Consider the following 25,804-nt stretch of genomic DNA (forward strand, 5'->3'; position numbering starts at 1 on the left):
GCAGGAAAAGTACTGGCGGCAACTGGCCGGCCTCTACAACCTGGCCGGAAAGCGCTTCAACGCCGCCGCGGTCGCCGAGCTGGAACACTTTCTCGGCCTGCTGGACCAGGAACCGGAGATTCTCAACCTGGTCAATCTGCTCCGGCTGGTACATGTGCCCTATCTCGCCGGGGAACGCCTGCAACAGGCGCTCAAAGACCGGCAGGTCAAATCCAGTTACCGCAACTGGCGCCTGCTCGCCGACACCTGGATCGAGGCCCGCGAATTCCAACGCGCCGTCACCGCCCTGCAGCGGGCCGCCCGCCTCAGCGGCAACGGCCAGCCCTGGCTGCGCCTGGCCCAGCTGCACCTGGAACGGGAAGCCTGGCAGGACGCCATCGGCGCGCTCGAAACTGCTCTGAAAAAGGGCGGTCTGCGCGATCCGGGTCAGGCCTGGCTGCTGCTGGGCAGCGCCTATTTCGAAACCCGCCGGACCGAGGCGGCGCGCAAGGCGTTCGCACGGGCCCGGCAATTCCCATCGACCCGCAAAGCGGCAACCCAATGGCTGAAATACCTGCAACAAGTCAGCTGAAACGGCGTATCCGCAGCTTCGTCCGCCGCGAAGGGCGCCTGACCCCGGCCCAACAACGCGCCCTTGACGTACTCTGGCCCCGTTACGGCCTGACGCCGGAGATTCCGCTTCAACCCCAGGCGGTCTATCCCGGCAGCGCCCCGCTGATCCTGGAAATCGGTTTCGGCAACGGCGAAAGCCTGGTACAGATGGCCGCCACCTATCCGCAGTTCAACTATCTCGGCATCGAGGTCCACCGCCCCGGGGTGGGGCATTTGCTGCTGGAACTGGAAAAGCGCGGACTGGACAACGTCCGGGTTTACTGTGCCGATGCGGTGGAGGTGCTGGAAACGGCCATCGGCGCCGAGCTGTGCCAGCGCATCAACATTTTCTTTCCCGATCCCTGGCCCAAGAAACGCCACCACAAGCGCCGTCTGATCCAGCCGGCGTTCGTCGCCCTTCTGGCCGAGAAACTGCAGCCGGGCGGGATTCTGCATCTGGCGACCGACTGGCCCGATTACGCCCGGCACATGCGCGCCGCAGTGGCCACCTGCCCACGCCTCGTGTCCACCGATGTGACCGCCCGGATCCCACCCCGTCCCCAGACCAAATACGAACGGCGGGGGCGGCGTCTGGGGCACCCGGTCACCGATCTGGCATACCGCAGGCTCTGAAATCCGCTCAGGAGGCGACCGCGATCTCTGCTGCCGGCGGGGAGGCCGATGGCGTTTCGGAAGCGCCCTCTCCCTCGATCAATGCCAAAATGGCCTCCAGCTCCTGCTGCTGGATCTGCACCGGCGCCAGCGAGCGCTCGAGCTTTTCGATCTCGCCTTCGAGCGACTCCTTGGACTGGTTGACCTTGCGCAATACCGCCAGGCGCTGTTCGATCAGCTTTTTGTGCTCCTTGATTTGATGGACCAGCGGGGACAGGGCGACCGCGCTCCAGTTGGCCGTTTCCTGGTGGATCTGGTGAAGCAGCTTGCGGGCCTTGGAGAGGATGGTCACGTACAGTTTCTGGATGACCAGATGCTGTTCCATCAGGGTCGAGGACATGCTGGTACGGAAATTTTCCCCTTCCTGGAACAAATCCGCCAGCGTGACCTGGTAATCCCGGATCGAGAACATCGGGGCCTGCAAATCCCCGTAACCGTGTTCCTCGGCGAATTTGTGGTAGATGTTGTTGACCAACCCCTGGGTATCGTCGACCACCCCGACCCCCTCACCGAGAATCGCCGCCAGCTCGTCGAACACCGCCTTCATGGCCTGCTTCATGCCATAGGTGGTGAAACTGGCTTCCATGGAGCGGGTATGCTTCTTGATGACCTCGTCCACCCGCTTGGGTGACAATACCTCCAGCATCCGTTTCGCCTGCATCGCGAACACCCGGCGGCTGGCCTGGAAGCTGTCCACGCTCTTCAGGTACTTGGCCTGCTGGGCGCGGGTTTCCTCCATCAGCTGGGTGGTCATGTCGCTGTTCTTGCTGTCCAGCTGGCGCAGTTCTTTCAATTGTTTCTGCAGTTGCTCCGCTTCGCTGCGTACCACGGTCAGCGACTCGGAGAGCAGATGCCCCATTCCCTGGGTGACGGCCTTCCGGAGGATTCCCCGACGGCTGCGCATGACGTCGGTGGCCAGATAGTTTTCCAGCCGTTTCAGGCGGCTTTTCTCCAACAAGGCGTCATCCCTTTTCACTTTCGCCAGCAGCGCCTGCTTGGCCGACAGGGGGAAGATCAAATCCTCCTGAACCTTGAGAATCTTGGCGGTTTCCGTAACCTGGGAATGGATGGAACGGTCAATGCCGTCGTCGGTCTGGAGATCGTCCCACAGCGTATCGATTTTGTTCATCACCACCGCCACGTGGCGCTGCTGGCTGCCGTCCAACCCGTGAACGTGCTTTTGCCACATGTCCATATCGCTTTTGGTCACGCCGGTATCGGCGGCCAGGACGAACAGCACTGCCTGGGCACTGGGAAGCATGCTCAGGGTCAGTTCGGGCTCCGAACCCAGGGCGTTCAACCCCGGCGTGTCGAGAATCACCAGTCCCTCCTGAAGCAGAGGATGCGGAAAACTGATCAGGGCATGACGCCAGCAGGGAATTTCCACGCTGTCCGGCTGGATGTCGCCGCCGCGCTCCATATCCTCGTGATACAGCCCTAGGCGCTTGGCCTCGGCCACACTGACCCGCTTGACCGCGACCAACTCCTGGAAAGCTTCCTGCATCTGCAGGGGGGAACCGGCATCCAGGTCGATCTTGAGCCAGCGCTCCGGCTGCTCCTTGTACTCGCTCAAAGACGCGTTGTCCAGGCGGGTTTCGATGGGCAGCAGGCGGATGTAGCTGCCTTCCTGATCGTGAAAGATTTCGGTGGGACACATGGTGGTCCGTCCCGGCGTCGATGGCAGCAGCCGCACGCCGGTTTCGGCGAAGAACAAGGCATTGATCAATTCGGTCTTGCCACGCGAGAACTCCGCCACGAAAGCAATGGTCATTCGCTCGGACTGCAAATTCCGCCGCAGGCCGAAGAGCATTTCCTCCACTTCCGTGGTCGCCAGATCGTACTTCTTCAGCCAGGCATGGTACTGATCGATCGCGTCGGCCAGACGGGTCTTCCATTGTCCGTAAGCCTGCAGCTGTTGCTGAAAGTGCATCGTTCTCTTCTCCGGCAAAGACATGTGGTTGAATCGGATTTCACTGAACTTATGATGAAGTGTAGACGAAAATTCCGCCCGCCAAGGCCACTGCCAAGCGCTTTTTTCCTGATCGGCCCCAAGTTAAAATGGGTTTCTGCATTTTTCCCCTCAGACGAAAGGAGATGACTCATGGGTAAAGGAGATCTGCGTACCCGCCGTGGCAAGATCGCTCAGGGTACTTACGGCAAGACCAGACTGAAGCCTAAGAAACTCAGGAAGTTGCGAGAAAAACAGCACTGATTTCTCATTCGATGGATGCGTCCGCCGCATCCATCGTCATTTTTGGGAGAACGATTGATGTCTCAGCGGATTGGATTCATCGGTGCCGGCAACATGGCCACCAGCCTGATCGGCGGCCTGATCGCCGACGGTTATCCCAACGACTGCATCCGGGTGACCGATATCAACCAGAATAAGGTCCTGGCGCTGCGGCAGCACTTTGGCATCGAAAGCGCAGACGACAGCATCTCCCTGGTCGAAACCAGCGACATCGTGGTCCTGGCGGTAAAACCACAGCAGATTCGGGCCCTGGCACAGGAAATCGCCCCTGCCGTTCAGAGCCACCGGCCCCTTGTCGTCTCCATCGCCGCGGGAATCCGCGAGGCGGATCTGGAGCGCTGGCTCGGCGGCCCGGTTCCGATCGTCCGCACCATGCCCAACACCCCGGCCCTGGTACAATCCGGCGCCACCGGCCTGCATGCCAATCCCCATGTCAGCGAAACCCAGCGGGACTGGGCGGAATCGCTCATGCGCGCCGTGGGAATCACCGTCTGGGTCGAGCGCGAAGAACTGCTGGATGCCGTCACCGCCGTTTCCGGCAGTGGTCCGGCCTACTTTTTCCTGCTGATGGAAGCGATGGAAAAGGCGGCCGCCGATCTCGGTCTGGGTCAGGCCGAGGCCCGTCTCCTGGTGGAGCAGACCGCCCTGGGGGCGGCCAAACTGGCCATGGAAACCGAAATCGGTCCTGAAGCCCTGCGGCACCGGGTGACCTCCCCCGGCGGGACCACCGAAAAGGCCATCGAGGTCTTCACCCAGGAGGAATTCACCGAACTGGTTCGTAGCGCGATCAAGGCCGCTTACGAACGGGCCCAAAGCCTGTCACAACAATTGGGAGAACAACAATGAGCGGTTATCTGGCCGATCCGGCTGTCTTCGTCGTCAACGTCCTGTTCAGTCTCTACATCCTGGCGGTTATGCTCCGCTTCCTGTTCCAGCTGGTGGAAGCGGATTTCTACAATCCCATCTCCCAGGCACTGGTCAAGATCACCCATCCACCCCTGCGCCTTCTGCGCCGCTTCATCCCCGCCATCGGCCGTGTCGATACGGCCTCGCTGGTCTTCATGCTGCTCCTGCAGGTGCTGGCCGATTATCTCGTCTATCTGCTCCAGGGCGGGGGACGCGTCGCCATCGGTGTTCTCGTCGCCTCGGCGCTGATCCAGCTGGTCAATCTCGCCTTCAACGTTTTCATCTATGCCATCATCATTCAGGCGGTCATGAGCTGGATCAACCCAGATCCCTACAATCCGGTCTATGCTTTATTGACGGACCTGACCGAACCGGTGCTGCGCCCCTGCCGCCGCCTGATCCCAGCACTGGGGGGGCTCGATCTTTCGCCCCTGCTGGCGCTGGTCGGACTGCAGGTTCTGAAAATGCTGATCCTGCCACCCTTGCAAAAACTCGTGTTGATGCTGGCTTTCTAAACTATTCATGTCCGTCTCAGAAGTCCCCGCCCGGGCTCCCGGCGTTCTGCCCCGCTATGTCGACCTGGCCCACCGGTGCCGGGAACAGGTTACAGAGAACTTCGTGGCGCTGTTCCGGGAGTTCCAGCAGCAGCTGCCCGATTTTCTGCTCCAACAGGCGGAACAGGCGGAAAGCGACGTCTTCCAGACCCACTGCATGGACGTGCGCCAGGAAATAGGCGACAACCGGGAGGCGATGACGGAAAGGTTCTACACGGAACTAATGCAGGGTTTCGAGCGCTTCATTCTGGGACAGACCGATACCCCCTCCCAGGATCAACCAGGCGACAGCCGGCGGCGGCTTTCCCTGGTGGAGAAGGAAACCTTTGAAGTCGAGCTGGCCTTCGACACCATCGCCAACAGCGCCTGGGTCAACTACAGCGACAGCCTGACACCGCTCAACCACCGCCTGGCGGTCATCAACGGCGGCGTCAAACCGGGCGAGCGCAGCGCCAACCTTCCCGGCAGCCCCCACCACGTCTGCAACGCCTTCCGCCAGGCCCTGAGCGCGGTCCAGATTCCCATCGAAACCGCAGTCAAAGTCAGCATCATTGAAGCCTTCGATCAACAGGTACTGCGCCGGGCCGGCAGTATCTATCAGGACTATAACCGCCTGTTGATCGAGGCCGGCATCCTGCCGAATCTGGAAGACGCCCCCGTTTACATCCCGGAACAGGCACCGGAACCCCCGCCTTCCGAACCGCCCGAGCCGGCGGCCGATGATGCAGAAGCGGAGGAGGATTCTTCGACGGCGAATGAACCGCCGCCGCAAACCCATCGTCCCGAAGCGGACACCACCGCCTCCTCCCCGCCTCCGCATGCCCCGCGGGAAGAAATTCTCGAACAGGAATTATTCCAGACGATCTCCCAACTGCTGGCACGCCAGCGCCAGCAACAACACCGCCCCGCTCCTTCCCGTCAGGCCGCTCCTGCGATGGCCACAGATGAACTGGTCGCCGCCCTCGGCCAGGGCGAACACGCGACGACGGTTCCAGAGAACATCGCCGAAGCATCCCTGACCCGAATCCGCCAGGAATTTTCCACCCAGCTGCAACAACTGGCCGAATTGATCAAAACCCAACACGTCGACCATACCGATGCCGATGTCATCGAGCTGGTCGGCATGCTGTTCGAGCTGGTGCTGAACGACCCCAATCTGCCCGATTCGGTCAAGGCGCTTCTCAGCCATCTGCATACCCCCTATTTGAAAGTCGCCCTTCTGGATCGCAAATTCTTCTTCAAACGCCGCCACCCCGCCCGCCGGCTGCTGAATCTTCTGACCCAGGCCGGTGCACTCTGCAATGCCACGGCACGTAACGAAAAGGTGGTCTTCGAGACCATGCGGCAGACGGTCAACCGAGTTTTGACGGAGTTCGACGACAATATTGAACTGTTTGACACGCTCTACGAAGAGTTCGAGCGTTTCCTGCGCGAATTCCAGCAAAAAGCCCGGCAATTGGAAAAACGGGCGATAGAAAAGGCCAAGGGGCAGGAAAAGCTCCGGGAAGCCCGGCAACGGGTGGCCAAGGAGCTGGTGGAAATCGTCCAGGGAAAATCCTTGCCCAAGGGGGCGGAAAAACTACTCTTCGGCCCGTGGTCGAACCTGCTCGTCCTGTTGTTCCTGCGTCAGGGGGCCGAAAGCGAGCAGTGGCGCCATTATCTCGATGTCGCCAGGGAGATCGTCTGGAGCGTCCAGCCGAAGCAGAGTATCCAGGAGCGCAACGAACTGCAACGAAAACTGCCCCAGATCCAAAAGGACATCCAGGAAGGCTTGGCCTTGCTGGGTGATCCGGAAAGCAACGCGGAAAAATTCCTCAACACCCTGCAGGGTTGTCACGAAGTGGCTCTGGCCAAGCACGAAATGGCGCACTTGCCCGAAGTGAGCACCCTGCCGGACCCGGAGGAATATCCGCTGCTGCAGGAACTGGATCCCGACAAGCTAAGCAGCACTCGGAAACCACCTTCCCCGGAACTCGAACAGGCCGTCACCCGCCTGCGGCGCATCAAGCTGGGGACGTGGTTCGAATTCACCCACGAGGGCAAACCCCCTTTGCGCGCAAAACTGTCGTGGTTCAGCCTGAAGACCGGCTACTACATCTTCGTCGATCAGGCTGGCATCCAGGTGGCGGTCAAACCGCTGAAAAAACTGGCAAAGGAAATGCTGGCGGGGCAGGCGCGAATCCTGGAGATGGAGAAAAAGCCGTTCGTGGAAAGGGCGCTGCAGCGGATCTACCGCATATTGGACAGCTAGTGGTTCAAGGCCTCGATCAAGCGCCCCAGCAGCGCCTTGTCCTGCGGTTGCAGATCGATAATCTGAAAGCCGACCCAGAATCCCTCCCCTTCATCACAGGACTCCTGCCATAAACTCTCCACGCCCAGATCCAGCCGGTTTTTTTCCTGGGTGAGCAGCGGTTCCGGCAAGGTGATTCCTATCTGAAAGATCCGGTTACAGGCGATCGCCGTGGGCGCGAACAGCATCAACCCACCGCTGGAAATGTTGGCCAGATTTCCCAGATAACATTCCCGGGCCAGGTCGTGAACCTGCAACGGAACGGAAACGGCGATGCGCGGCTCCCTGCGACGATCCTGCATGACAGTGCCCTCTCCAATCAAAGACGCTCTAAAGTATAGACAAATCTACGGGGTTCCCAACGAGCGTGCCAATATGAGCGCATCTTCCCGTTTACCGTCAGCGGCGGGATAGTAATCCTTGCGCCGGCCGACTTCGTTGAAGCCCAGGCGATGGTACAAACGGATCGCAGGCTCGTTGCTCGGGCGCACCTCCAGAAACATCATCTCCGCCGCTTCCTTCTCGGCCACCCCTATCAAATGTTCCAGCAGTTTCCGCCCATACCCCTGTCCCTGCTTGTCAGGGGCGACACACAGGTTCATGACGTGCGCCTCACCGACACCCAGGGAAAGGATGCCATAGCCGACGATCTCTCCGTAGGCCTCGGCAACCCAGCAGGAATAACCTGTCTTCAAGCAGTTCTTGAAGATGTTCAACGACCAGGGGAACTGATAAGCCGATGCCTCTATCGCGGCTACAGCCTTCAGATCCCGCTTTTTCATGGGACGGATTTCCACTTCAGCGAGCGTATCCGGACAAAATCGGGCGTAAAAGTCCTTTTGGGGATCGCGTTCCCACCATTGTCTGATCACTTGAAAAAGTCCCACCATCCCACCTACCCCTGCAGTCTATCATTATTTCTTTTTTATCTAAGAATCCTTGGAGAAAATCTCAGGGTCTGCTTGGACTTGGTCCCGTGTTTCCGGTAGACTTTCCCTGTGCTTCTCAGGGAACGTGCGTGGAAGCCCAGGTGTGACAGGGCAGGGGAGGGAAAAACAAAACCCCCATCCAGATCACTGGATGGGGGTTTTGGATGTAAGGCGCCTGGCGGTGCCCTACTTTCACGGAGCGGTTGCTCCACTATCATCGGCGAAGCGCTGTTTCACTGCCGAGTTCGGGATGGGATCGGGTGGTTCCAGCGCTCTATGGCCGCCAGGCAAAACGGGTTGGCAAAACTGTACACTTGCTTTGGATCGACGTCCCAGACCCCTTTGGTGTTATAGGGTCAAGCCTCACGGGCAATTAGTACCGGTCAGCTTCACCCATTGCTGGGCTTCCACACCCGGCCTATCAACGTCCTGGTCTTGAACGGCCCTTCAGGGACCTCTAAGGGTCCTGGGAGACCTCATCTTGGGGGAGGCTTCCCGCTTAGATGCTTTCAGCGGTTATCCCGTCCGGACTTAGCTACCCGGCTGTGCCACTGGCGTGACAACCGGACCACCAGAGGTCCGTCCACTCCGGTCCTCTCGTACTAGGAGCAGCTCCCCTCAAGTCTCCAACGCCCACAGCAGATAGGGACCGAACTGTCTCACGACGTTCTGAACCCAGCTCGCGTACCTCTTTAAATGGCGAACAGCCATACCCTTGGGACCGGCTTCAGCCCCAGGATGAGATGAGCCGACATCGAGGTGCCAAACACCACCGTCGATATGAACTCTTGGGTGGTATCAGCCTGTTATCCCCGGAGTACCTTTTATCCGTTGAGCGATGGCCCTTCCACGAAGAACCACCGGATCACTAGGACCTGCTTTCGCACCTGCTCGACCCGTCGGTCTCGCAGTCAAGCACCCTTGTGCCCTTGCACTCACCGCGCGATTTCCGACCGCGCTGAGGGTACCTTCGTGCTCCTCCGTTACCCTTTGGGAGGAGACCGCCCCAGTCAAACTACCCGCCATACGCTGTCCCCGGGAAGGATGACTTCCCTGGGTTAGAACACCAGACTTGCCAGGGTGGTATTTCAAGGGCGGCTCCACCAGGGCTGGCGCCCTGGCTTCACAGCCTCCCACCTATCCTACACAGGCAAGCCCAGCATCCAGCGTAAAGCTGTAGTAAAGGTTCACGGGGTCTTTCCGTCTTGCTGCGGGTACACTGCATCTTCACAGCGATTTCAACTTCACTGAGTCCCGGGTGGAGACAGTGGGGCCATCGTTACGCCATTCGTGCAGGTCGGAACTTACCCGACAAGGAATTTCGCTACCTTAGGACCGTTATAGTTACGGCCGCCGTTTACCGGGGCTTCGTTCACCGGCTTCTCCAAAAAGGATAACCGGATCCCTTAACCTTCCGGCACCGGGCAGGCGTCACACCCTATACGTCCGCTTGCGCGTTTGCAGAGTGCTGTGTTTTTGGTAAACAGTCGCAGCCCCCTGGTCACTGCAACCCGCCTCGGCTTCGGCCGCGAGGGCCTACACCTAATGCGGGCACACCTTCTCCCGAAGTTACGGTGCCATTTTGCCTAGTTCCTTCACCCGGGTTCTCTCAAGCGCCTTGGGCTTCTCGCCCCGCCCACCAGTGTCGGTTTGCGGTACGGCCTCCCGTGACCTGAAGCTTAGAGGGTTTTCTTGGAAGCATGGCATCGGCCAGTTCGCCCCTAATGGGGCTCCCCATCACGTCTCGGGGTTGACGTGGCTCCGGATTTGCCTGGAGCCACCCCCTACACGCTTGGACCGGGACATCCGTCACCCGGCTGCGCCTAGCCTTCTCCGTCACCCCATCGCAGTCACGGCAGGTACCGGAATATTAACCGGTTTTCCATCGACTACGCCTTTCGGCCTCGCCTTAGGTGCCGACTAACCCTGCGCCGATTAGCGTTGCGCAGGAAACCTTGGGCTTTCGGCGAGGGGGTTTTTCACCCCCTTTAACGTTACTCATGTCAGCATTCGCACTTCCGATACCTCCAGCATGCCTTTCGACACACCTTCGCAGGCTTACGGAACGCTCCCCTACCACCTGCCCCGAAGGGCAGATCCGCAGCTTCGGTACACCGCTTGAGCCCCGTTACATCTTCCGCGCGGGCCGACTCGACCAGTGAGCTATTACGCTTTCTTTAAAGGGTGGCTGCTTCTAAGCCAACCTCCTGGCTGTCTAAGCCTTCCCACATCGTTTCCCACTTAGCGGTGATTTAGGGACCTTAGCTGGCGGTCTGGGCTGTTTCCCTCTCGACGACGGACCTTATCACCCGCCGTCTGTCTCCCGTGCATCACTTTCCGGTATTCGGAGTTTGCCTCGGCGGGGTACCCCTAGATGGGGCCCCCAACCGAAACAGTGCTCTACCCCCGGAAGTGTCCACACGAGGCACTACCTCAATAGTTTTCGGGGAGAACCAGCTATCTCCGAGCTTGTTTAGCCTTTCACTCCTACCCACAGCTCATCCGATGGTTTTGCAACACCAACCGGTTCGGGCCTCCAGTGGGTTTTACCCCACCTTCACCCTGGCCATGGGTAGATCGCCCGGTTTCGGGTCTACTCCCAGCGACTTGGCGCCCTTATCAGACTCGGTTTCCCTACGGCTCCCCTACGACGGTTAACCTTGCCACTGAGAGTAACTCGCTGACCCATTATACAAAAGGTACGCCGTCACCCGCCGAAGCGGGCTCCGACTGCTTGTACGCATACGGTTTCAGGTTCTATTTCACTCCCCTCTCCGGGGTTCTTTTCGCCTTTCCCTCACGGTACTGGTTCACTATCGGTCGGTAGGGAGTATTTAGCCTTGGAGGGTGGGCCCCCCATCTTCGGACAGGATAACACGTGTCCCGCCCTACTTGTTCGCACGCCTAGTTCCACCAACGCCCTTTCGTGTACGGGACTATCACCCTCTCAGGTCGGACTTTCCAGACCGTTCCACTAGGGCGTTGGCTAAATCGTGCCAGGCTGTTCCCCGTTCGCTCGCCGCTACTGAGGGAATCTCGGTTGATTTCTTTTCCTCCAGGTACTTAGATGTTTCAGTTCCCTGGGTTCGCCTCCCGGCCGAAGCCGGGATGACCACCTATGGGTGGCCGGGTTGCCCCATTCGGAAATCCCCGGATCAAAGCTTGTTTGCCAGCTCCCCGAGGCTTATCGCAGGCTACCACGTCCTTCATCGCCTCCTACCGCCTAGGCATCCACCGTATGCGCTTAGTCGCTTGACCCTATAACCCAAAAGGGTCTAGGAACATCGATACAGTGTACAGTTTTACCCAAATTGTTAAAGATCTATCCTTGGTGGAGCCAGGGAGGATCGAACTCCCGACCTCCTGCGTGCAAGGCAGGCGCTCTCCCAGCTGAGCTATGGCCCCAATCCTGGTGGGTCTGGGTGGATTTGAACCACCGACCTCACCCTTATCAGGGGTGCGCTCTAACCAACTGAGCTACAGACCCATAAACTTCGGTCTGTCGCCCTTTCCATCCTGGAATTTCCTGCCTCCTGGCGCCACCGACAGACTTTGTCGAATCATCCGTGTGGGCCCTAAACCGAGACGCCCGGGCAAAATAGTAAGGAGGTGATCCAGCCGCACCTTCCGGTACGGCTACCTTGTTACGACTTCACCCCAGTCATCGACCACACCGTGGACGGCGCCCTCCCCGAAGGGTTAGGCTACCGGCTTCTGGTGCAGCCGACTCCCATGGTGTGACGGGCGGTGTGTACAAGGCCCGGGAACGTATTCACCGCGGCATTGCTGATCCGCGATTACTAGCGATTCCAGCTTCATGCAGTCGAGTTGCAGACTGCAATCCGGACTACGACCGGCTTTCTGGGATTCGCTCCGGGTCGCCCCTTCGCAGCCCTCTGTACCGGCCATTGTAGCACGTGTGTAGCCCTGCCCATAAGGGCCATGATGACTTGACGTCATCCCCGCCTTCCTCCGGCTTATCGCCGGCAGTCTCCTTAGAGTGCCCGGCCGAACCGCTGGCAACTAAGGACAGGGGTTGCGCTCGTTACGGGACTTAACCCAACATCTCACGACACGAGCTGACGACAGCCATGCAGCACCTGTCACCCGGTTCCCGAAGGCACCCCCGCCTCTCGGCAGGGTTCCTGGAATGTCAAGGGCAGGTAAGGTTCTTCGCGTTGCATCGAATTAAACCACATGCTCCACCGCTTGTGCGGGCCCCCGTCAATTCATTTGAGTTTTAACCTTGCGGCCGTACTCCCCAGGCGGTCGACTTATCGCGTTAGCTGCGCCACTAAGCCCCAATCGGGCCCAACGGCTAGTCGACATCGTTTAGGGCGTGGACTACCAGGGTATCTAATCCTGTTTGCTCCCCACGCTTTCGTCCCTCAGCGTCAGTCTTGGTCCAGGTGGCCGCCTTCGCCACTGGTGTTCCTCCCGATATCTACGCATTTCACCGCTACACCGGGAATTCCACCACCCTCTACCAGACTCTAGCCTGCCAGTATCCAATGCAATTCCCAGGTTAAGCCCGGGGCTTTCACATCAGACTGAGCAGGCCGCCTACGGACGCTTTACGCCCAGTAATTCCGATTAACGCTAGCACCCTCCGTATTACCGCGGCTGCTGGCACGGAGTTAGCCGGTGCTTCTTCTGCAGGTAACGTCAAACCCTGGGGGTATTGGCCCCAGAGCCCTTCGTCCCTGCCGAAAGAGGTTTACAACCCGCAGGCCTTCTTCCCTCACGCGGCATGGCTGGATCAGGCTTTCGCCCATTGTCCAAGATTCCCCACTGCTGCCTCCCGTAGGAGTCTGGGCCGTGTCTCAGTCCCAGTGTGGCTGGCCACCCTCTCAGGCCAGCTACCCGTCGTCGCCTTGGTGAGCCGTTACCTCACCAACTAGCTGATAGGACGCGGGCCCATCCCTCGGCGCGAGGCCTCCGAAGAGGTCCCCCGCTTTCCTCCGTAGAGCGTATGCGGTATTAGCCCGGGTTTCCCCGGGTTATCCCCCACCGAGGGGTAGGTTCCCACGCGTTACTCACCCGTTCGCCGCTCGTCAGCACCCCGAAGGGCCTGTTACCGCTCGACTTGCATGTGTTAGGCCTGCCGCCAGCGTTCAATCTGAGCCATGATCAAACTCTTCATCCAAAGCAGAAAAATTTCTCTTCCGCCCGGACGACCCGATCAAGGACCCACACGGATGATTCGATCTGTTTTTTAAAGAACTGCCCGCCGAAGCGAGAAGAAGAATTCTATCACACCCCCTCCCTGTGTCAACACCCGGACCCAAATTCCTGCTCCGGGACGCCCCTCCCTGTGGCGCAACAGCTGAGACTCCCACCCAGCCAACAAGTTCCCTTCCCTGAAAAACAGCTCCCGGACCTCCCGCCGAAAGAGCAAAACATCTTACATCCCTGTAAATGAAACGTCAAGCGTTTTTTGATTCCCTGCGGGACTTCCTGTCCCGAACGAGCTGGCCATTCTAAAAACAAACGCCCCGGAAGTCAACGCCTGTCTGCAAATTTTTTCAGGTTGACAGAAGCCTGCCGGATGCCGCTTAATGGCGCGCGTTCGAGCCACCTGGATGGATACCATGACCTCAGCCGAATTGCTTACCGATTGGCGCCACCGGGCCCTGCAGCTTCAGAATGCGATCAACCAGGCGGTCATCGGCCAGGAAGATTCTGTCGCAAAGATCACCATCGCCCTGTTCGCCCGCGGCCATGTGATGCTCGAGGGCGACGTGGGCGTGGGCAAGACCACGCTGCTGCGCGCCGTCGCCCGGACGCTGGGAGGGGCCTACGAACGCATCGAGGGAACCATCGACCTGATGCCCAATGACCTCATTTACCATACCTATATCGGGGAGGACGGCAAACCCCGGGTGGATCCCGGCCCCCTGCTCAAGCATGGCGAGGCGCTGTCGATCTTCTTCTTCAACGAAGTCAATCGCGCCCGCCCCCAGGTTCATTCCTTATTGTTGCGGGTGATGGCCGAACGCAGCGTTTCCGCCTTCAATCGCACCTATGCCTTTCCCTATTTGCAGGTGTTCGCCGACCGCAACCGGGTGGAAAAGGAGGAAACCTTCGAAATGCCCTCCGCCGCCCGCGACCGCTTTCTAATGGAACTGCGGATCGAACTGCCTGAAGATCCCGAACTACGCACGGCGCTGATGTTCGACCCCCGCTTCCATCAGGTGGATGCGCTGATCGCCCAGTTGCCCGAGGCGGTGGTGCCTTATCGGGAAATCGCCGCGCTGGCGCCGCAGATTCAGGCCTCCATCCAGGCCAGCCCGGCACTCCAGACCTATGCCCTGGAGCTGTGGCAGGCGACCCGGCGCCCGCAGGATTACGGCGTCCGGCTGGATGACGTGGACATGGAGGAACTGGTTCTGGCCGGCGCCAGTGCCCGGGGCATGAGCATGCTGCTGCGGGCAGCCCGGGTCCACGCCTGGCTCGACGACCGCGATTACCTCATCCCGGAGGACATCCAGGCGCTGTTTCACGAGGTCATCGGCCACCGCATCTTCCTGACGCCGGTGTACGAACTCCAACGGGAACAGCTCATTCCCCGGCTGACCCGGGCCATTCTCGCCCAGATCGCCGCTCCCTGATGGACGAGTTCCACTACCGCATTCCCTGGCGCGCCGGCAGCGCCCACCCGGGCCACCACCACAGCCGCGCCCCCGGCGGCGGTTACGAATTCCACGGCCACGCTCCCCTGCACAGCGGCGCCGACCCGCGCCATCTGGACATCCGCGCCAGCCTGTGCGATCCCTTCGGGGAGTTCAAAGTGCGCCAGTTCCTGCAGACCAGCCTGATTCCGGTGGTCGCTGTCGCCGACCTGTCGGCCTCGATGCACGTGGGACACAAACCGCAACTGCTGGGCCGGATCAGTGCCGCCATCGCCTACTCTGCCTACCGCACCGGCGATCCGTTCGGCTTCATCGGCCTGGGCGGCGCCGGCTGTCCCGCCATCCATCATCCGCCGCGGCGCCACCGCGGCCTGGCGCTGGACCTGCCCCGGCAGCTGCGGCAGGTCCGCTTCGAGGGGCCCAGACTGGCGGCCGCCCCAAAGCTGACCGCGCTGCTCGGCAGCCGCAAGGCGCTGGTCTTTCTCCTGAGCGATTTTCATTTCCCGCTGAAAATCCTCGAATCCCTGCTGGAACACCTCCGGCCCCACGATGTCGTACCGGTGGTGTTGTGGCTCAGTCAGGAATGGACGCCGCCTGTCCGCTGGGGCTGGGCCAGGCTGCGGGAGCCGGAAAGCGGCCAGCGCCAGGGCCGGCTGCTCCACCCCCGCAGCGGCCTCCAGCTGCGGCAGGCTTTTGAGCACCGCCGCCGCGAGCTGACCGGCATCTGCCGCCGCCACGGAAGACCGCCTTTTTTCGTTACGGATGCCTTTTGTCCCCGGGCTTTCAGTCGCTACTTTCTGGAAACATGCGCCTGATCTTGTTCCTCCTCGCATTCACGCCCAGCATTCTGGCCGCCGCTGGCCCCCAGATCCTGCTGGAACGCCGCACGCCGCCGCCGTTCGGACACCGGGTCGGCTCGCTGCTGACGCAGCACCTCGACATCTTCGCCCCGGCTTCCTGGCATCTGGACCCGGCCTCGCTCCCGCCCACCGGTCCCCTCGGCGACTGGCTCGAAATCCGCCATCTCAACTGGCAGACCCGCAAGGCCGATGGCGGCCGCCGCTACCGGATCGACATCACCTACCAGATCTTTCCCAACCCCAAAGAATCCCTGCAGTGGGCGCTGCCACCAGTGACGCTGCGCTTCCAGACACCCGAAGAGCAAAAGAGCCAGACCGTCACCGCACCGGCCTGGCCGTTCACGGTGGCCGCTCTTACCGACATCACCCGGCCGGAAGACCAGATTGCCCTGCGCCCGCTGTGGCAATCGCCGCCCGCGCTGCTGTCTCCTTATTGGTGGCGGCTGGCCGGACTGGGCCTGCTGCTGACGACGTTGCTTCTGGTTCTGGCCTGGCACCGGCGCTGGCTGCCGTGGCAACGGCCGCCGTTCGCGCACCGCTGGCGCAAATTCCGCCGCGCCCTCGGCGCGGGGGACACCGGCGCTGCTTTGCGGCTGTTCCACCGGGCGCTCGATGAAAGCGCCGGCCACGCCCTGTTCGCGCACCAGTTGGACGACTTCTGCCGCCAGCAGCCGGCATTCGCGGCCCAGCGACAGGCGTTGCAGGACTTCTTCCGCCTGTCCCGGCGGACCTTCTTCGCCGCCACGCCCCACAGGCCCGATCCGGCCCGGATCGAGGCCCTTTACCTGGCCTGCCTGCAAGCGGAGAAACGATGTCACTCCTAGGCTTCTCCCACCCCCTGTGGCTGGCCGCCCTGGCACTGGCCCTGATTCCTTATGTGTATGGTGGCCGCCATCCCATTCCCTATCCGGCCCTGGCCTGGATGCCCCGGGACGAACGCTTTTCCCACCTGGAGGGCTGGCGCCGTCTGCTGACGGCAGCCTTTCTCGCCGCCTTGGCGATCGCCCTGGCCGGACCTTACCTCAAGGCGCAGAAGGTGCCGCGTCTGGGCCGGGGAGCGCACATCGTCCTCACCATCGACCGCAGCAGCAGCATGAACGAGGACTTCTCCGGCCATTACCTGAGCGGCGACGCCCAGGGCAGCAAGAGCGCCGCCGCCCGCCGGCTGCTGTTGGAATTCGTCCGCCGCCGCCCTCAGGACCTGTTCGCCCTGGTCGCATTCAGCACCGCACCGGTCCACGTCCTGTCCCTGACTCAGGACCGGCGCGCCGTCGAAGCGGCGATCGAGGCCCTGGGAACCCGGGGGCGGGGGGTCACCAACATCGCCCCCGGGCTGATGATGGCGCTTTCGGAATTCGGCCGCCAGCCGGCCACGGGAGCCCGGGTGATTCTGCTGGTGTCCGACGGCGGCACCCACATCGAGGCCGACACCCAGGAACGGCTGCGGCGGGCGTTTCAGGACTTGGGCGTCCGCCTGTACTGGATCTATCTGCGCAATCCCCGCAGCATCAGCGTCCTGCATCCCCCCAAACGCAATCTGTCGGAAACCTCGACCCCGGAATACTTCATCCACCAGTTCTTCCAGACCCTCGGTATCCCCTATCAGGTGTTCGAGGCCGACAATCCGGCCGCCCTAGCCCAGGCCATCGAAACCGTGGGACGGCTGGAGAACCGTCCCCTGCGTTATTTTGAAATCCTGCCGCGGCGCGATCTGACCCCCTGGGCCATTGCCCTGGCGCTGCTGCTGGGACTGCCGCTGCTGCTGTGGCATGCACTGGAGATCGACCGATGGTTCGAACCGACGTCCTGACCATCCTGCTGGGGCTGGCCCTGACCGCCACCGCGACGGCCATCGGCTGGGAGGGCTGGCGGCTGTACCGGGACTGGCGATACGATCGCCAACTGACCCGGCTGGAACAGACCGATGCCGAGCGGCTCAGCGATCCCCGCCTGCTCGCCGCCAAAGCCAACCGTCTGGCGGCGCAGGGGAAGTGGCAGCAGGCGGTACGCATCTACACCCGCCTGCTGCCGGCGGCAGAGCCATCGTTGCAGGCACGGCTCCATTACAATCTCGGCACCCTGTATCTGCAACAGGCGGCGGCGCGCTGGCACCGCGCCGGGGTGTGGGACTATTCCCATGTCGTCACCCTGCTGGGACTGGCGCGGGATCACCTGCGGGCCGCGGTCCGCCTCGATCCCGACGATCTCGACGCCGCCTACAATCTGGAATACGCGCTGCGCATCCAGCCGCCGCCGCGGGAACGCCAGCCCTCCAAATGGCGCGGCCACAAACAGAGCGTGTTCGCCACCCTGCCGGGTATACCCAAGGGGGGGCCATGAGACGGCCGGGCTGGCGCTTCTGGCTGTGGCTGGCCGCGCTGGGGTTGCTGGCGACCGCTGCTTTCGACCCCCGCTGGACCCTGCCGCGGCCGGTCCACCGTTACCTCGCCGTGGTCGACATCACCCAGAGCATGAACACCCGCGACTACCACCGCCCCGGTCTGCCCAACGACCGCCTCGGTTTCGTCAAGGCTTCCCTGGAACAGGCCCTGGTGGAACTGCCCTGCGGCACGGAACTGGGACTGGCGATCTTCACCCACAAGAACGCCCACGTATTGCTGACGCCGCTGGAGATCTGCGCCCACGGCGCCGCCCTGCGGGATGCCTTGCGCGCCATCGACTGGCGCAGCGCCTGGGCCGCCGACAGCTACATCGCCTATGGCCTGTTCGATGCGGTGCGCACTGCCAGGACCCTGAAAAGCGGGCTGATCTTCTTCACCGACGGCGATCCGGTCCCCGCCACCACCAAGCAACCGCCGTTCCGGGGCAAACCCGGCCAGGTGAAAGGATGGATCGTGGGCGTCGGCGGCCTGGTACCAACCCCTATCCCCAAGCTGGACCTGGAGGGACACCTGACCGGCTACTGGCGCCGCACCGATCTGCCCCGGTCGGTGCAATCGCCCCGGTTCGTGCGCCAGATCCGCCGCGAACGCGAAGGCCTGTTGCTGTCCCGCCTGCACGAGGAGGAATTGCGGCGACTGGCCGAACTGACCGGACTGCGCTATCACCGCCTCACCACCCCGCAAGCGCTGACCGCAGCCCTGAGCCGTCCTGAAACCGCCGAGCTCCGACCCACCGCCCTGCCGCTTCGGCCCTGGCTGATCGGATTCGCCCTGACCCTGGCGCTGGCAACCCTGGTTTGACGCTGCCCCGCTTTGCCACCATACTCAAAAGGAGCCCACTACCGCATCCTGCCATGACCACACTGCGATTTCTCCTTGCTCTGACGGCGGCCTTGAGCCTGAACGTCGCCCAGGCCGGCCTCTGGGGCCGGCTGTTCGGACCGGACAACTACTGGGAATGCCTGCTCGACGAGATGCCCGGCACCCTCACTTACGGCGGCTCGATGGAAAAGCTCGCCCAGTGCAAAAAACGTTTTCCCGATCCGACCGCTTACAAACCCGGCAAGGGCCTGCTCGGCCCCAAAGATTTTCAGGGCTGCCTGGCGAAATACCTGGAAACCACGAAGGAGGCCCTGGCGCGCCATTCGATCCAGAACGCCTGCTTCCGCCTGTTCCCGCCCAACTGATGCACGTCCATCTCGTTGCCGTCGGCACCCGGATGCCGGCCTGGGTCGAGGCCGGCTTCAGCGACTACCGCAAACGCCTGCCCCGGGAATGGCGCCTGCAGCTGCACGAGATCCCGCTGCGGCGCCGCGGCAAGACCGGTGAGGCGATGCGCCTGATCGAGGCTGAAGGGCAGCAGATGCTCTCGGCCTGCCCGCCGGGCGCGCACCTTGTCGCCCTCGACAGCCGCGGCCAGCAGTGGACCACCGAAGCCTTGGCCCAACGCCTCGCGGACTGGCAGCAGGCGGGCCGGGACCTGGCCTTCCTGATCGGCGGCCCCGAAGGTCTGGCGCCCGCCTGCCGGCAGCGGGCCGAAACCTGCTGGAGCCTGTCGAAACTGACGTTTCCCCATCCCCTGGTCCGCATCATCGTGGCCGAACAGCTGTACCGCGCCTGGAGCCTGCTCCAGGGCCACCCCTACCACCGCTGACATGCCCACCCTGATTCTCGCCTCCGCCTCCCCCCGCCGCCGCGCACTCCTCAATCAGATCGGGGTCGATTATGAGGTGGCGGTGGCCGACATCGACGAGACGGGCCTGGCGGCCAAATCCCCTCTGACCCACGTACGGCGGCTGGCGCGGGAGAAGGCGCAGGCGGTCCACACACGGCTGCGGCCCGCCGTCCCGGTGCTGGGGGCGGACACCGTCGTGGTGCTGGAGGGGGACATCCTGGGAAAACCCCGCGACCGCGCCCACGGCCTGGCGATGCTGCGGCGCCTTTCGGGCAAAAGCCATCAGGTTCTGAGCGCCGTGTGTCTGGCGCTGGCCGACAACCGGGTGCTGGAAGCGGTCAGCGTCAGCCGCGTCCGCTTTCGCCCCTTGAGGGAACGTGAAATAATCGCCTACTGGGAAACCGGTGAGCCCTGCGACAAGGCCGGGGCCTACGCCATCCAGGGACGGGGGGCCATCTTCGTCGAACACCTTGAGGGCAGTTTTTCCGGAGTCATGGGCTTGCCGCTTTACGAAACCGCCGAGCTGCTGCGACAGGCCGGCATCGAGGTGCTATGAGTGACGAAATCCTGATCAACGTCACCCCGCCGGAAACCCGGGTGGCCGTGGTTGAAAACGGCATCCTCCAGGAGATCTTCATCGAACGCACCCGCCGCCGCGGGCTGGTAGGCACCATTTACAAAGGCCAGGTTTGCCGCGTGCTGCCCGGAATGCAGGCGGCTTTCGTGGACATCGGCCTGGAACGGGCCGCCTTCCTGCACTTTTCCGATCTCACCACCCATCATCAGGAGGCCAGCGACAACGGCACCATCGAAAGCCTGCTGCACGAGGGTCAAGAACTCATGGTCCAGGTCAGCAAGGACCCCATCGGCACCAAGGGCGCGCGGCTGACCACCGAAATCACCATTCCCTCGCGCTACCAGGTGTACATGCCGTTTTCGAAATTTTCCGGGGTGTCGCAGCGGATCGAATGCGACGCCGAGCGCGAGCGCCTCAGGGCCTGCATCGACGCTTTCCGGCAGGAATACGACAGCGGCGGCTACATCGCCCGCACCGCCGCCGAAGGGGTGGACGAATTCGTCCTCCGCGCCGACATGCTGTTCCTGCTCAAGTTGTGGAAGGCGATCCAGGAGCGCTACGCCCAGGCGCCGCTGCGCAGCCTGGTGCACGAGGACCTGCCCCTGGCGGTGCGGGCCCTGCGCGACCTGTACCGCGGCAAGGTGGAGAAGATCCGGGTCGATTCCCACGAGGTCTATCAGCGTCTGGTGCAGTTCGCCGACGAGTTCATCCCCGAGGTCGCCCCTCTGATCGAGCTGTACCAGGGCGAGCGTCCCCTGTTCGACATCTACAGCGTCGAGGACGAGATCCAGAAGGCCCTGCAGCGCAAGGTGCAGCTCAAATCCGGCGGCCACCTGGTGTTCGACCAGACCGAAGCGATGACCACCATCGACGTCAACACCGGCGGCTTCGTCGGCAGCCGCAATCTGGAAGAAACCATCTTCAAAACCAACCTGGAGGCGGCCCAGACCATCGCCCGTCAGCTGCGCCTGCGCAACATCGGCGGCATTATCATCATCGATTTCATCGACATGCAGGACGAGGAACACCGCCGTCAGGTGCTGCGGGCGCTGGAGAAAAGCCTGGAAAAGGATCACGCCAAGAACACCATCAGCGAAGTCTCCTCCCTGGGACTGGTGCAGATGACCCGCAAGCGCACCCGTGAAAGCCTGGAACACGTGCTGTGCGAGCCGTGCCCGGCCTGCGGCGGCCGCGGCATGCTCAAGACCGCCGAAACCACCTGTCTGGAGATTTTCCGCGAGATCATCCGCGAGGTACGCCAGTACGACGCCCATTCGCTGCTGGTGCTGGCCTCCAACGAGGTGGTCGAACGCCTTCTCGACGAGGAGGCCGACATGCTGGCGGAACTGGAGAGGTTTCTCAAGGTCCGCATCCGTTTCCGCGCCGAACCCCACTACAACCAAGAACAATACGACGTCGTCCTGCTCTGAGTGCGGCTGTTCCACCACACCCTGCGGCTGACCCGGGGGCTGCTGCTGACGGCCCTGGCCCTTCTCGCCCTGGGACTCTCCCTGCTGCGTTTCTGGCTGCTGCCCCAAATCGACATCCTGCGCCACCGCCTGGAAGTGGAAATCAGCCGCCGTCTCAACCAGCCGGTCAGCATTGCCGGTCTGCGCGCCGACATCCACCACCTGACCCCCAAACTGCGGCTGCTGGACGTGCGCGTCGGCTACCGCCATCCCCTCAGGATCGCTGAGCTGCAGCTGGTTCCCGATTTCGCCGCCAGTCTGGCGCAACGGCAGTTGCGCCTGCAGCGTTTCCGCCTCGTCGGTGCCCGGGTGGAAATCCAGCGCCGCCCCGGCGGCGGCTGGAAGATCGTTGGCCTGCCCGCTGGCGAAGCGGGAGGGCCTGCCTGGCTCCTCAGCGACGGCCGCTTCGAGCTGATCCGGACCACCCTGATCTGGCATCACCATGCCGACCGCCCCCCCCTGGTTTTGCGGGACGTCAGCCTGTGCCTGCAAAACCGTGACGGTCATCACCGGCTGCAAGGGGTGTATCCCACGGCGTCAGGAATCCTGCGGGCGACGATTGATTTCCAGCGTCCTACAGACACGATGCTGTGGCAAGGCCGCTTCATCGCCGAAGGAAAAAACCTGCAACTGGACGACCCAGCCTCGGCACTGCTGCCTTGGCCGCTTCGGATCCGGGGGGATCTCGCCCTCTGGGGCCACTGGCAGGGCGGGGAGGGACAGCTGCAGGCCCGCCTCGCGCTCCACGGGATACACGGGCAGATCTCAGCACTGCAACAGCCGCTCGCCATTGCCCGTGCCGACGGCGAACTTGGCTTCAACTGGGGGAAAGACCGGTGGCGGCTGCACAGCGAGCGTCTGGCACTCGCCAACGCCGATGCCCTGCTCCAGACCCGCTTCACCCTGCGCGGCGGCCAAAACAGCCCCCCCTCCCTCGACCTGCGCGGTCATCTCGGCTACCTGAATCTGGCACGCCTCCACGCCTATCTGCCCCAGGCCGCGAGCCGGACAGCCGCCTGGCTGCGGCGGAACCTTGAGGGGCGGCTCCAAGGGGATCTGCTCTGGCACGGCCCGCTAGACGGCTGGCCCTTCCCCGACCACCGGGGCCATATGGAAGCCCGGTTGACCGGCTCCGAGGTCCGGATCCGCTTCAACAGGCACTGGCCTGCCATCACCGATGCCGCTGTCGACATCCGGCTGAACGATGCCCGTCTGGAAGGGCGTCTGCTCGCCGGCCGCATCGCCGCCATCCCCATCCGCAGGCTGACGGCGCAGCTGGACCTGTCCGACCCGGCGCTTCCCCTGCAGCTGCACGGCGAAACCCGGGCGACCCTCGCCCAGGCCAGACGGTTGTTGCGCCTTTCCCCATTGCAGGCGGCGATCCGCCATATCGACCATTGGCTCCAGGCCCGCGGCCGAGGCAGGGTTACGCTTGATGTCCAGGTCCCTCTGCAGGATTCCAAAACATTCCAGCTGCAGGGCCATGCCCGGATACGCGGCGCCGAGCTGGCGCTGAGTCCCTATCCGCTGACGCTGCACCCCTACCAGGCCCGTTTCGATTTCGACCAGGCGCGCTTCCGGGCCGACATCGAGGGCCGCTGGCGGAACCAGCCCGCTACCCTCAAGATCAGCAGCGGCTCCCAAGACACCCGCGTTCTTTTCCATACCCGGGTCGACACGGCCGCCGCCCCGGAACTGAACGCCGTGGACGGCGTCCACGGTGCGGCCGCTCTTGATGGCGAGCTGCGCATTCCCCACCGGGAAGACAAGGCCGCCGTCCTGCAGCTGGCATCCGACCTTCAGGGGCTGGCGATCGACCGCCCCCCGCCGCTGGGAAAACCCGCCCGACAGCGGCGTCCTTTCACCCTCAGGGCCTGGCTGCGGGAGGATGCCGACATTCCCCTCGATGTCGAATATCCGCCGCTCGATGCCGCCCTGGTCTGGCACCCGAAGCAGCGCCGGCTCAGCGGCCGCATCGGCGTCAACCAGCCCCCGCCGCCTCCCGGCGTCAATCCCGCCGGCATCGTCGTCCAGGGCCGGTTGGCGCACCTCCCGCTCGATCCCTGGCTGGACGAAGCGCATGCCACCGCCCTACCCGCCCGGTTCATGCCGCAGGCGCTCGACCTGAAAGTCCGCCACCTGCAGTGGCACGGGCAGGACCTGGGCCGGCACCGGCTGCAGCTGACACGGAACGAGACCGGCTGGTCCACCCAGCTCGAAAGCGACTACGTTCAGGGTCGGGGCCGCTTCGACGACGGGCGGCTTGACATCGATCTGGAATTCCTCGATCTGGCCCGGGTGCACCGCCTGCTGAACGCCGCCCCGGTTTCAGCCGGCACAGACGTCCTTTCCGCGCTGACTGGACTGAGACTGCGCTGCCGTCGCCTGCTTTGGGAGCGGATCGACCTGGGCCACTTGCAGCTGAGTCTGACGCCGGACCCGTCCCCCTTCGGCTTGCAACTGAAGCTGCGGGCGGCAACGCACCGGCTCGAGGCCCGCGGCCGCTGGATCCCGGCCTTTCCGGGGCACACGGATCTGGAAGGCCGTTTCTCCAGCCCGGATCTGGGGCGTTTCCTGCGGCGCATCGAACATCCGACCCTCCTGGCCGACACCCCGGCCCGGCTCGATTTCCGCCTGCACTGGCCCGGTGCCCCCTACGCCATCGACCCCGCCCGCCTCGATGGCGAACTGTACCTGCGTACCGGTCCCGGCCGCCTGCCCGCCATCGAACCCGGTGCCGGCAGATTGCTCGGGCTTCTCTATCTCGGCACCCTGCAACGGCGGCTGCGGCTGGACTTCAGCGATCTGTTCGCCGAGGGGCTGGCCTACGAGCGCATCGAGGGGCACATCCACCTGCGCCAGGGCAACGCCGTGACCGACGACTTCCTCGTCGATGCCGTCCCGGCGCGTATCACCTTAAGCGGCAGCGCCGATCTGCGCCACCAAACCGTGGATGAAATCGTCACCGTGCGCCCCAATACGCCGCTCACGCTGGGGGTGTTTCCTCAATCCTCCGGTCTGGCCGCCCGCCTGCAGCGGCTTTTCAACGCGCCACTGGACAGCTTGACCCAAAGCCAATACGCTATAACCGGTCCCTGGGACGATCCCACCATCGTACGTATCCGGCGCAATCTGCCCGAATCCCTCTGGAAGCAACCACTCAAATAAGAACACTATGCAGGAAATCACCGCCGCCGCCGTCCAGATGAACAGCAACGACGACCTTCGCGCCAATCTGCGCCAGGCTGGCCGCTGGGTCTCCGAGGCGGCCGCCCGGGGGGCGCGGCTGGTGTTGCTGCCGGAGAATTTCGCCTTCATGGGACGGACGGATACCGACAAGCTGGCGATCATGGAGGACGAGGGCGTCGGCCCGATTCAGGATTTCCTGGCCGAAACCGCCTACCGCCACAACCTGTGGCTGGTGGGCGGCAGCGTCCCCTTAAGCTGCGAGGATCCGGGCAAGGTACGGGCCGCGTGCCTGATCTACAGCCCTTCGGGCCAACGCTATTACCGCTACGACAAGATCCACCTGTTCGACGTCGATCTGCCCGACAGCCACGAAAGCTACCGCGAATCGGACACCATCGCCTCCGGTCAGCCGTTGGGGCTGGTCAACACGCCCTTCGGCAAGGTGGGCATCACCATCTGCTACGACATCCGCTTTCCGGAATACCTCCGCCGCCTCAGCGAACAGGGGATGGAAATCCTGCTGGTCCCGGCGGCCTTCACCGCCACCACCGGCGCCGCCCACTGGGAGATCCTGCTGCGCGCCCGGGCCATCGAAAACCAGTGTTACGTGGTGGCCGCCGATCAGACCGGCCATCATCCCGGCGACCGCCACACCTACGGCCACAGCATGATCATCGATCCCTGGGGGAAGGTGCTCGACCGCCTGGGGGAAGAACCGGGCATCTGTTGCGCCCGCCTCGATCCCGACCATCTGGAACGGGTCCGCCGTGCCTTTCCCGTCCTGCATCACCGCCGTTTCTGAAGGAT

The 25,804-nt window shown here is 62.8% G+C and carries 21 protein-coding genes, 2 tRNA genes and 3 rRNA genes; 18 read left to right on the forward strand and 8 right to left on the reverse strand.

Features of this window, described 5'->3' with window-relative positions:
• The first annotated feature begins 154 nt into the window (after positions 1-154).
• Together MCIT9_RS10955 and trmB are read left to right on the forward strand one after the other, a co-directional pair.
• The gene (locus MCIT9_RS10955) at positions 155-571 is read left to right on the forward strand and encodes a tetratricopeptide repeat protein (protein WP_317704923.1); all 417 of its coding nucleotides are present in this window, start codon (positions 155-157) and stop codon (positions 569-571) included.
• Positions 541-1,224: a tRNA (guanosine(46)-N7)-methyltransferase TrmB gene (gene trmB, locus MCIT9_RS10960; RefSeq protein ID WP_317704924.1), complete on the forward strand. Its 684-nt coding sequence runs from the start codon at positions 541-543 to the stop codon at positions 1,222-1,224. Before MCIT9_RS10955 ends, trmB begins: the two co-directional genes overlap by 31 nt.
• Before the next feature lie 7 nt (positions 1,225-1,231).
• Here the strand turns inward: trmB and MCIT9_RS10965 are convergent, their stop codons facing one another.
• On the reverse strand, positions 1,232-3,193 hold the full coding sequence (locus MCIT9_RS10965) for a dynamin family protein (protein ID WP_317704925.1): 1,962 nt from the start codon (positions 3,191-3,193) through the stop codon (positions 1,232-1,234).
• A 171-nt stretch (positions 3,194-3,364) separates the two neighbouring features.
• Between MCIT9_RS10965 and MCIT9_RS13715 the strand changes: the two genes are divergently transcribed.
• Genes MCIT9_RS13715 through MCIT9_RS10980 form a run of 4 tightly spaced genes read left to right on the forward strand, consistent with a single transcriptional unit; the run spans position 3,365 to position 7,225 of the window.
• On the forward strand, positions 3,365-3,475 hold the full coding sequence (locus tag MCIT9_RS13715; protein WP_422880178.1) for a 30S ribosomal protein THX: 111 nt from the start codon (positions 3,365-3,367) through the stop codon (positions 3,473-3,475).
• A gap of 57 nt (positions 3,476-3,532) precedes the next feature.
• Complete coding sequence (gene proC / locus MCIT9_RS10970; RefSeq protein WP_317704926.1) at positions 3,533-4,360, forward strand: pyrroline-5-carboxylate reductase; 828 nt, start codon at positions 3,533-3,535, stop codon at positions 4,358-4,360.
• Entirely contained in the window at positions 4,357-4,935 is a 579-nt protein-coding gene (locus MCIT9_RS10975) for a YggT family protein (protein WP_286292329.1), read from the forward strand. The genes proC and MCIT9_RS10975 overlap by 4 nt, the downstream gene beginning before the upstream one ends.
• A gap of 7 nt (positions 4,936-4,942) precedes the next feature.
• A complete protein-coding gene (locus MCIT9_RS10980; protein ID WP_317704927.1) occupies positions 4,943-7,225 on the forward strand; it encodes a DUF1631 family protein in 2,283 nt (760 codons plus the stop codon).
• On the opposite strand, the gene MCIT9_RS10985 is transcribed toward MCIT9_RS10980, so the two are convergent.
• The 7 genes from MCIT9_RS10985 to MCIT9_RS11015 all read right to left on the reverse strand — a co-directional run bounded on the left by MCIT9_RS10985 (position 7,222) and on the right by MCIT9_RS11015 (position 13,339).
• A complete protein-coding gene (locus tag MCIT9_RS10985) occupies positions 7,222-7,566 on the reverse strand; it encodes a PilZ domain-containing protein (protein WP_317704928.1) in 345 nt (114 codons plus the stop codon). The two genes, MCIT9_RS10980 and MCIT9_RS10985, sit on opposite strands and share 4 nt — an antisense overlap.
• Positions 7,567-7,611: 45 nt before the next feature.
• Positions 7,612-8,154, reverse strand: a complete 543-nt coding sequence (rimI, locus tag MCIT9_RS10990) for a ribosomal protein S18-alanine N-acetyltransferase (protein ID WP_317704929.1) — start codon at positions 8,152-8,154, stop codon at positions 7,612-7,614.
• A gap of 212 nt (positions 8,155-8,366) precedes the next feature.
• Positions 8,367-8,481: ribosomal RNA gene (gene rrf, locus MCIT9_RS10995) — 5S ribosomal RNA — on the reverse strand.
• Positions 8,482-8,545: 64 nt separating this feature from the next.
• Positions 8,546-11,451, reverse strand: a 23S ribosomal RNA gene (locus MCIT9_RS11000).
• Between the two features lie 71 nt (positions 11,452-11,522).
• Positions 11,523-11,598: transfer RNA gene (locus MCIT9_RS11005), tRNA-Ala, on the reverse strand.
• 5 nt (positions 11,599-11,603) lie between these two features.
• Positions 11,604-11,680 (reverse strand) — tRNA-Ile (locus tag MCIT9_RS11010).
• 115 nt (positions 11,681-11,795) lie between these two features.
• Positions 11,796-13,339: ribosomal RNA gene (locus MCIT9_RS11015) — 16S ribosomal RNA — on the reverse strand.
• The 16S, 23S and 5S rRNA genes sit together here with 2 tRNA genes alongside, the layout of an rRNA operon.
• 445 nt (positions 13,340-13,784) lie before the next feature.
• On the opposite strand from MCIT9_RS11015, the gene MCIT9_RS11020 reads away from it, so the two are divergent.
• Genes MCIT9_RS11020 through MCIT9_RS11075 form a run of 12 tightly spaced genes read left to right on the forward strand, consistent with a single transcriptional unit; the run spans position 13,785 to position 25,799 of the window.
• A complete protein-coding gene (locus tag MCIT9_RS11020; protein ID WP_317704930.1) occupies positions 13,785-14,804 on the forward strand; it encodes an AAA family ATPase in 1,020 nt (339 codons plus the stop codon).
• Positions 14,804-15,640 carry a DUF58 domain-containing protein gene (locus MCIT9_RS11025; protein WP_317704931.1) on the forward strand — a complete coding sequence of 279 codons (837 nt, stop codon included), beginning with the start codon at positions 14,804-14,806 and terminating at the stop codon, positions 15,638-15,640. The genes MCIT9_RS11020 and MCIT9_RS11025 overlap by 1 nt, the downstream gene beginning before the upstream one ends.
• Positions 15,631-16,509, forward strand: a complete 879-nt coding sequence (locus MCIT9_RS11030; RefSeq protein ID WP_317704932.1) for a hypothetical protein — start codon at positions 15,631-15,633, stop codon at positions 16,507-16,509. Before MCIT9_RS11025 ends, MCIT9_RS11030 begins: the two co-directional genes overlap by 10 nt.
• Positions 16,497-17,495: a vWA domain-containing protein gene (locus tag MCIT9_RS11035; RefSeq protein ID WP_317704933.1), complete on the forward strand. Its 999-nt coding sequence runs from the start codon at positions 16,497-16,499 to the stop codon at positions 17,493-17,495. Before MCIT9_RS11030 ends, MCIT9_RS11035 begins: the two co-directional genes overlap by 13 nt.
• Positions 17,474-18,025, forward strand: a complete 552-nt coding sequence (locus tag MCIT9_RS11040; protein WP_317704934.1) for a tetratricopeptide repeat protein — start codon at positions 17,474-17,476, stop codon at positions 18,023-18,025. The genes MCIT9_RS11035 and MCIT9_RS11040 overlap by 22 nt, the downstream gene beginning before the upstream one ends.
• Positions 18,022-18,888 carry a vWA domain-containing protein gene (locus MCIT9_RS11045; RefSeq protein WP_317704935.1) on the forward strand — a complete coding sequence of 289 codons (867 nt, stop codon included), beginning with the start codon at positions 18,022-18,024 and terminating at the stop codon, positions 18,886-18,888. Before MCIT9_RS11040 ends, MCIT9_RS11045 begins: the two co-directional genes overlap by 4 nt.
• 53 nt (positions 18,889-18,941) lie before the next feature.
• Positions 18,942-19,274: a hypothetical protein gene (locus MCIT9_RS11050; protein ID WP_317704936.1), complete on the forward strand. Its 333-nt coding sequence runs from the start codon at positions 18,942-18,944 to the stop codon at positions 19,272-19,274.
• Positions 19,274-19,741, forward strand: coding sequence for a 23S rRNA (pseudouridine(1915)-N(3))-methyltransferase RlmH (gene rlmH / locus MCIT9_RS11055; protein ID WP_317704937.1), 468 nt, complete (start codon positions 19,274-19,276; stop codon positions 19,739-19,741). The genes MCIT9_RS11050 and rlmH overlap by 1 nt, the downstream gene beginning before the upstream one ends.
• A 1-nt stretch (position 19,742) precedes the next feature.
• Positions 19,743-20,318 (forward strand): Maf family protein, encoded by a 576-nt coding sequence (locus MCIT9_RS11060; RefSeq protein ID WP_317704938.1) that lies wholly within the window; start codon positions 19,743-19,745, stop codon positions 20,316-20,318.
• Positions 20,315-21,769, forward strand: a complete 1,455-nt coding sequence (rng, locus tag MCIT9_RS11065) for a ribonuclease G (protein WP_317704939.1) — start codon at positions 20,315-20,317, stop codon at positions 21,767-21,769. Before MCIT9_RS11060 ends, rng begins: the two co-directional genes overlap by 4 nt.
• Positions 21,770-24,976: a YhdP family phospholipid transporter gene (locus MCIT9_RS11070; RefSeq protein ID WP_317704940.1), complete on the forward strand. Its 3,207-nt coding sequence runs from the start codon at positions 21,770-21,772 to the stop codon at positions 24,974-24,976.
• A 7-nt stretch (positions 24,977-24,983) separates the two neighbouring features.
• On the forward strand, positions 24,984-25,799 hold the full coding sequence (locus MCIT9_RS11075) for a carbon-nitrogen hydrolase family protein (RefSeq protein WP_317704941.1): 816 nt from the start codon (positions 24,984-24,986) through the stop codon (positions 25,797-25,799).
• Positions 25,800-25,804 lie beyond the last annotated feature (5 nt).

Source organism: Methylomarinovum caldicuralii (assembly GCF_033126985.1).
GTDB lineage: Bacteria > Pseudomonadota > Gammaproteobacteria > Methylococcales > Methylothermaceae > Methylohalobius > Methylohalobius caldicuralii.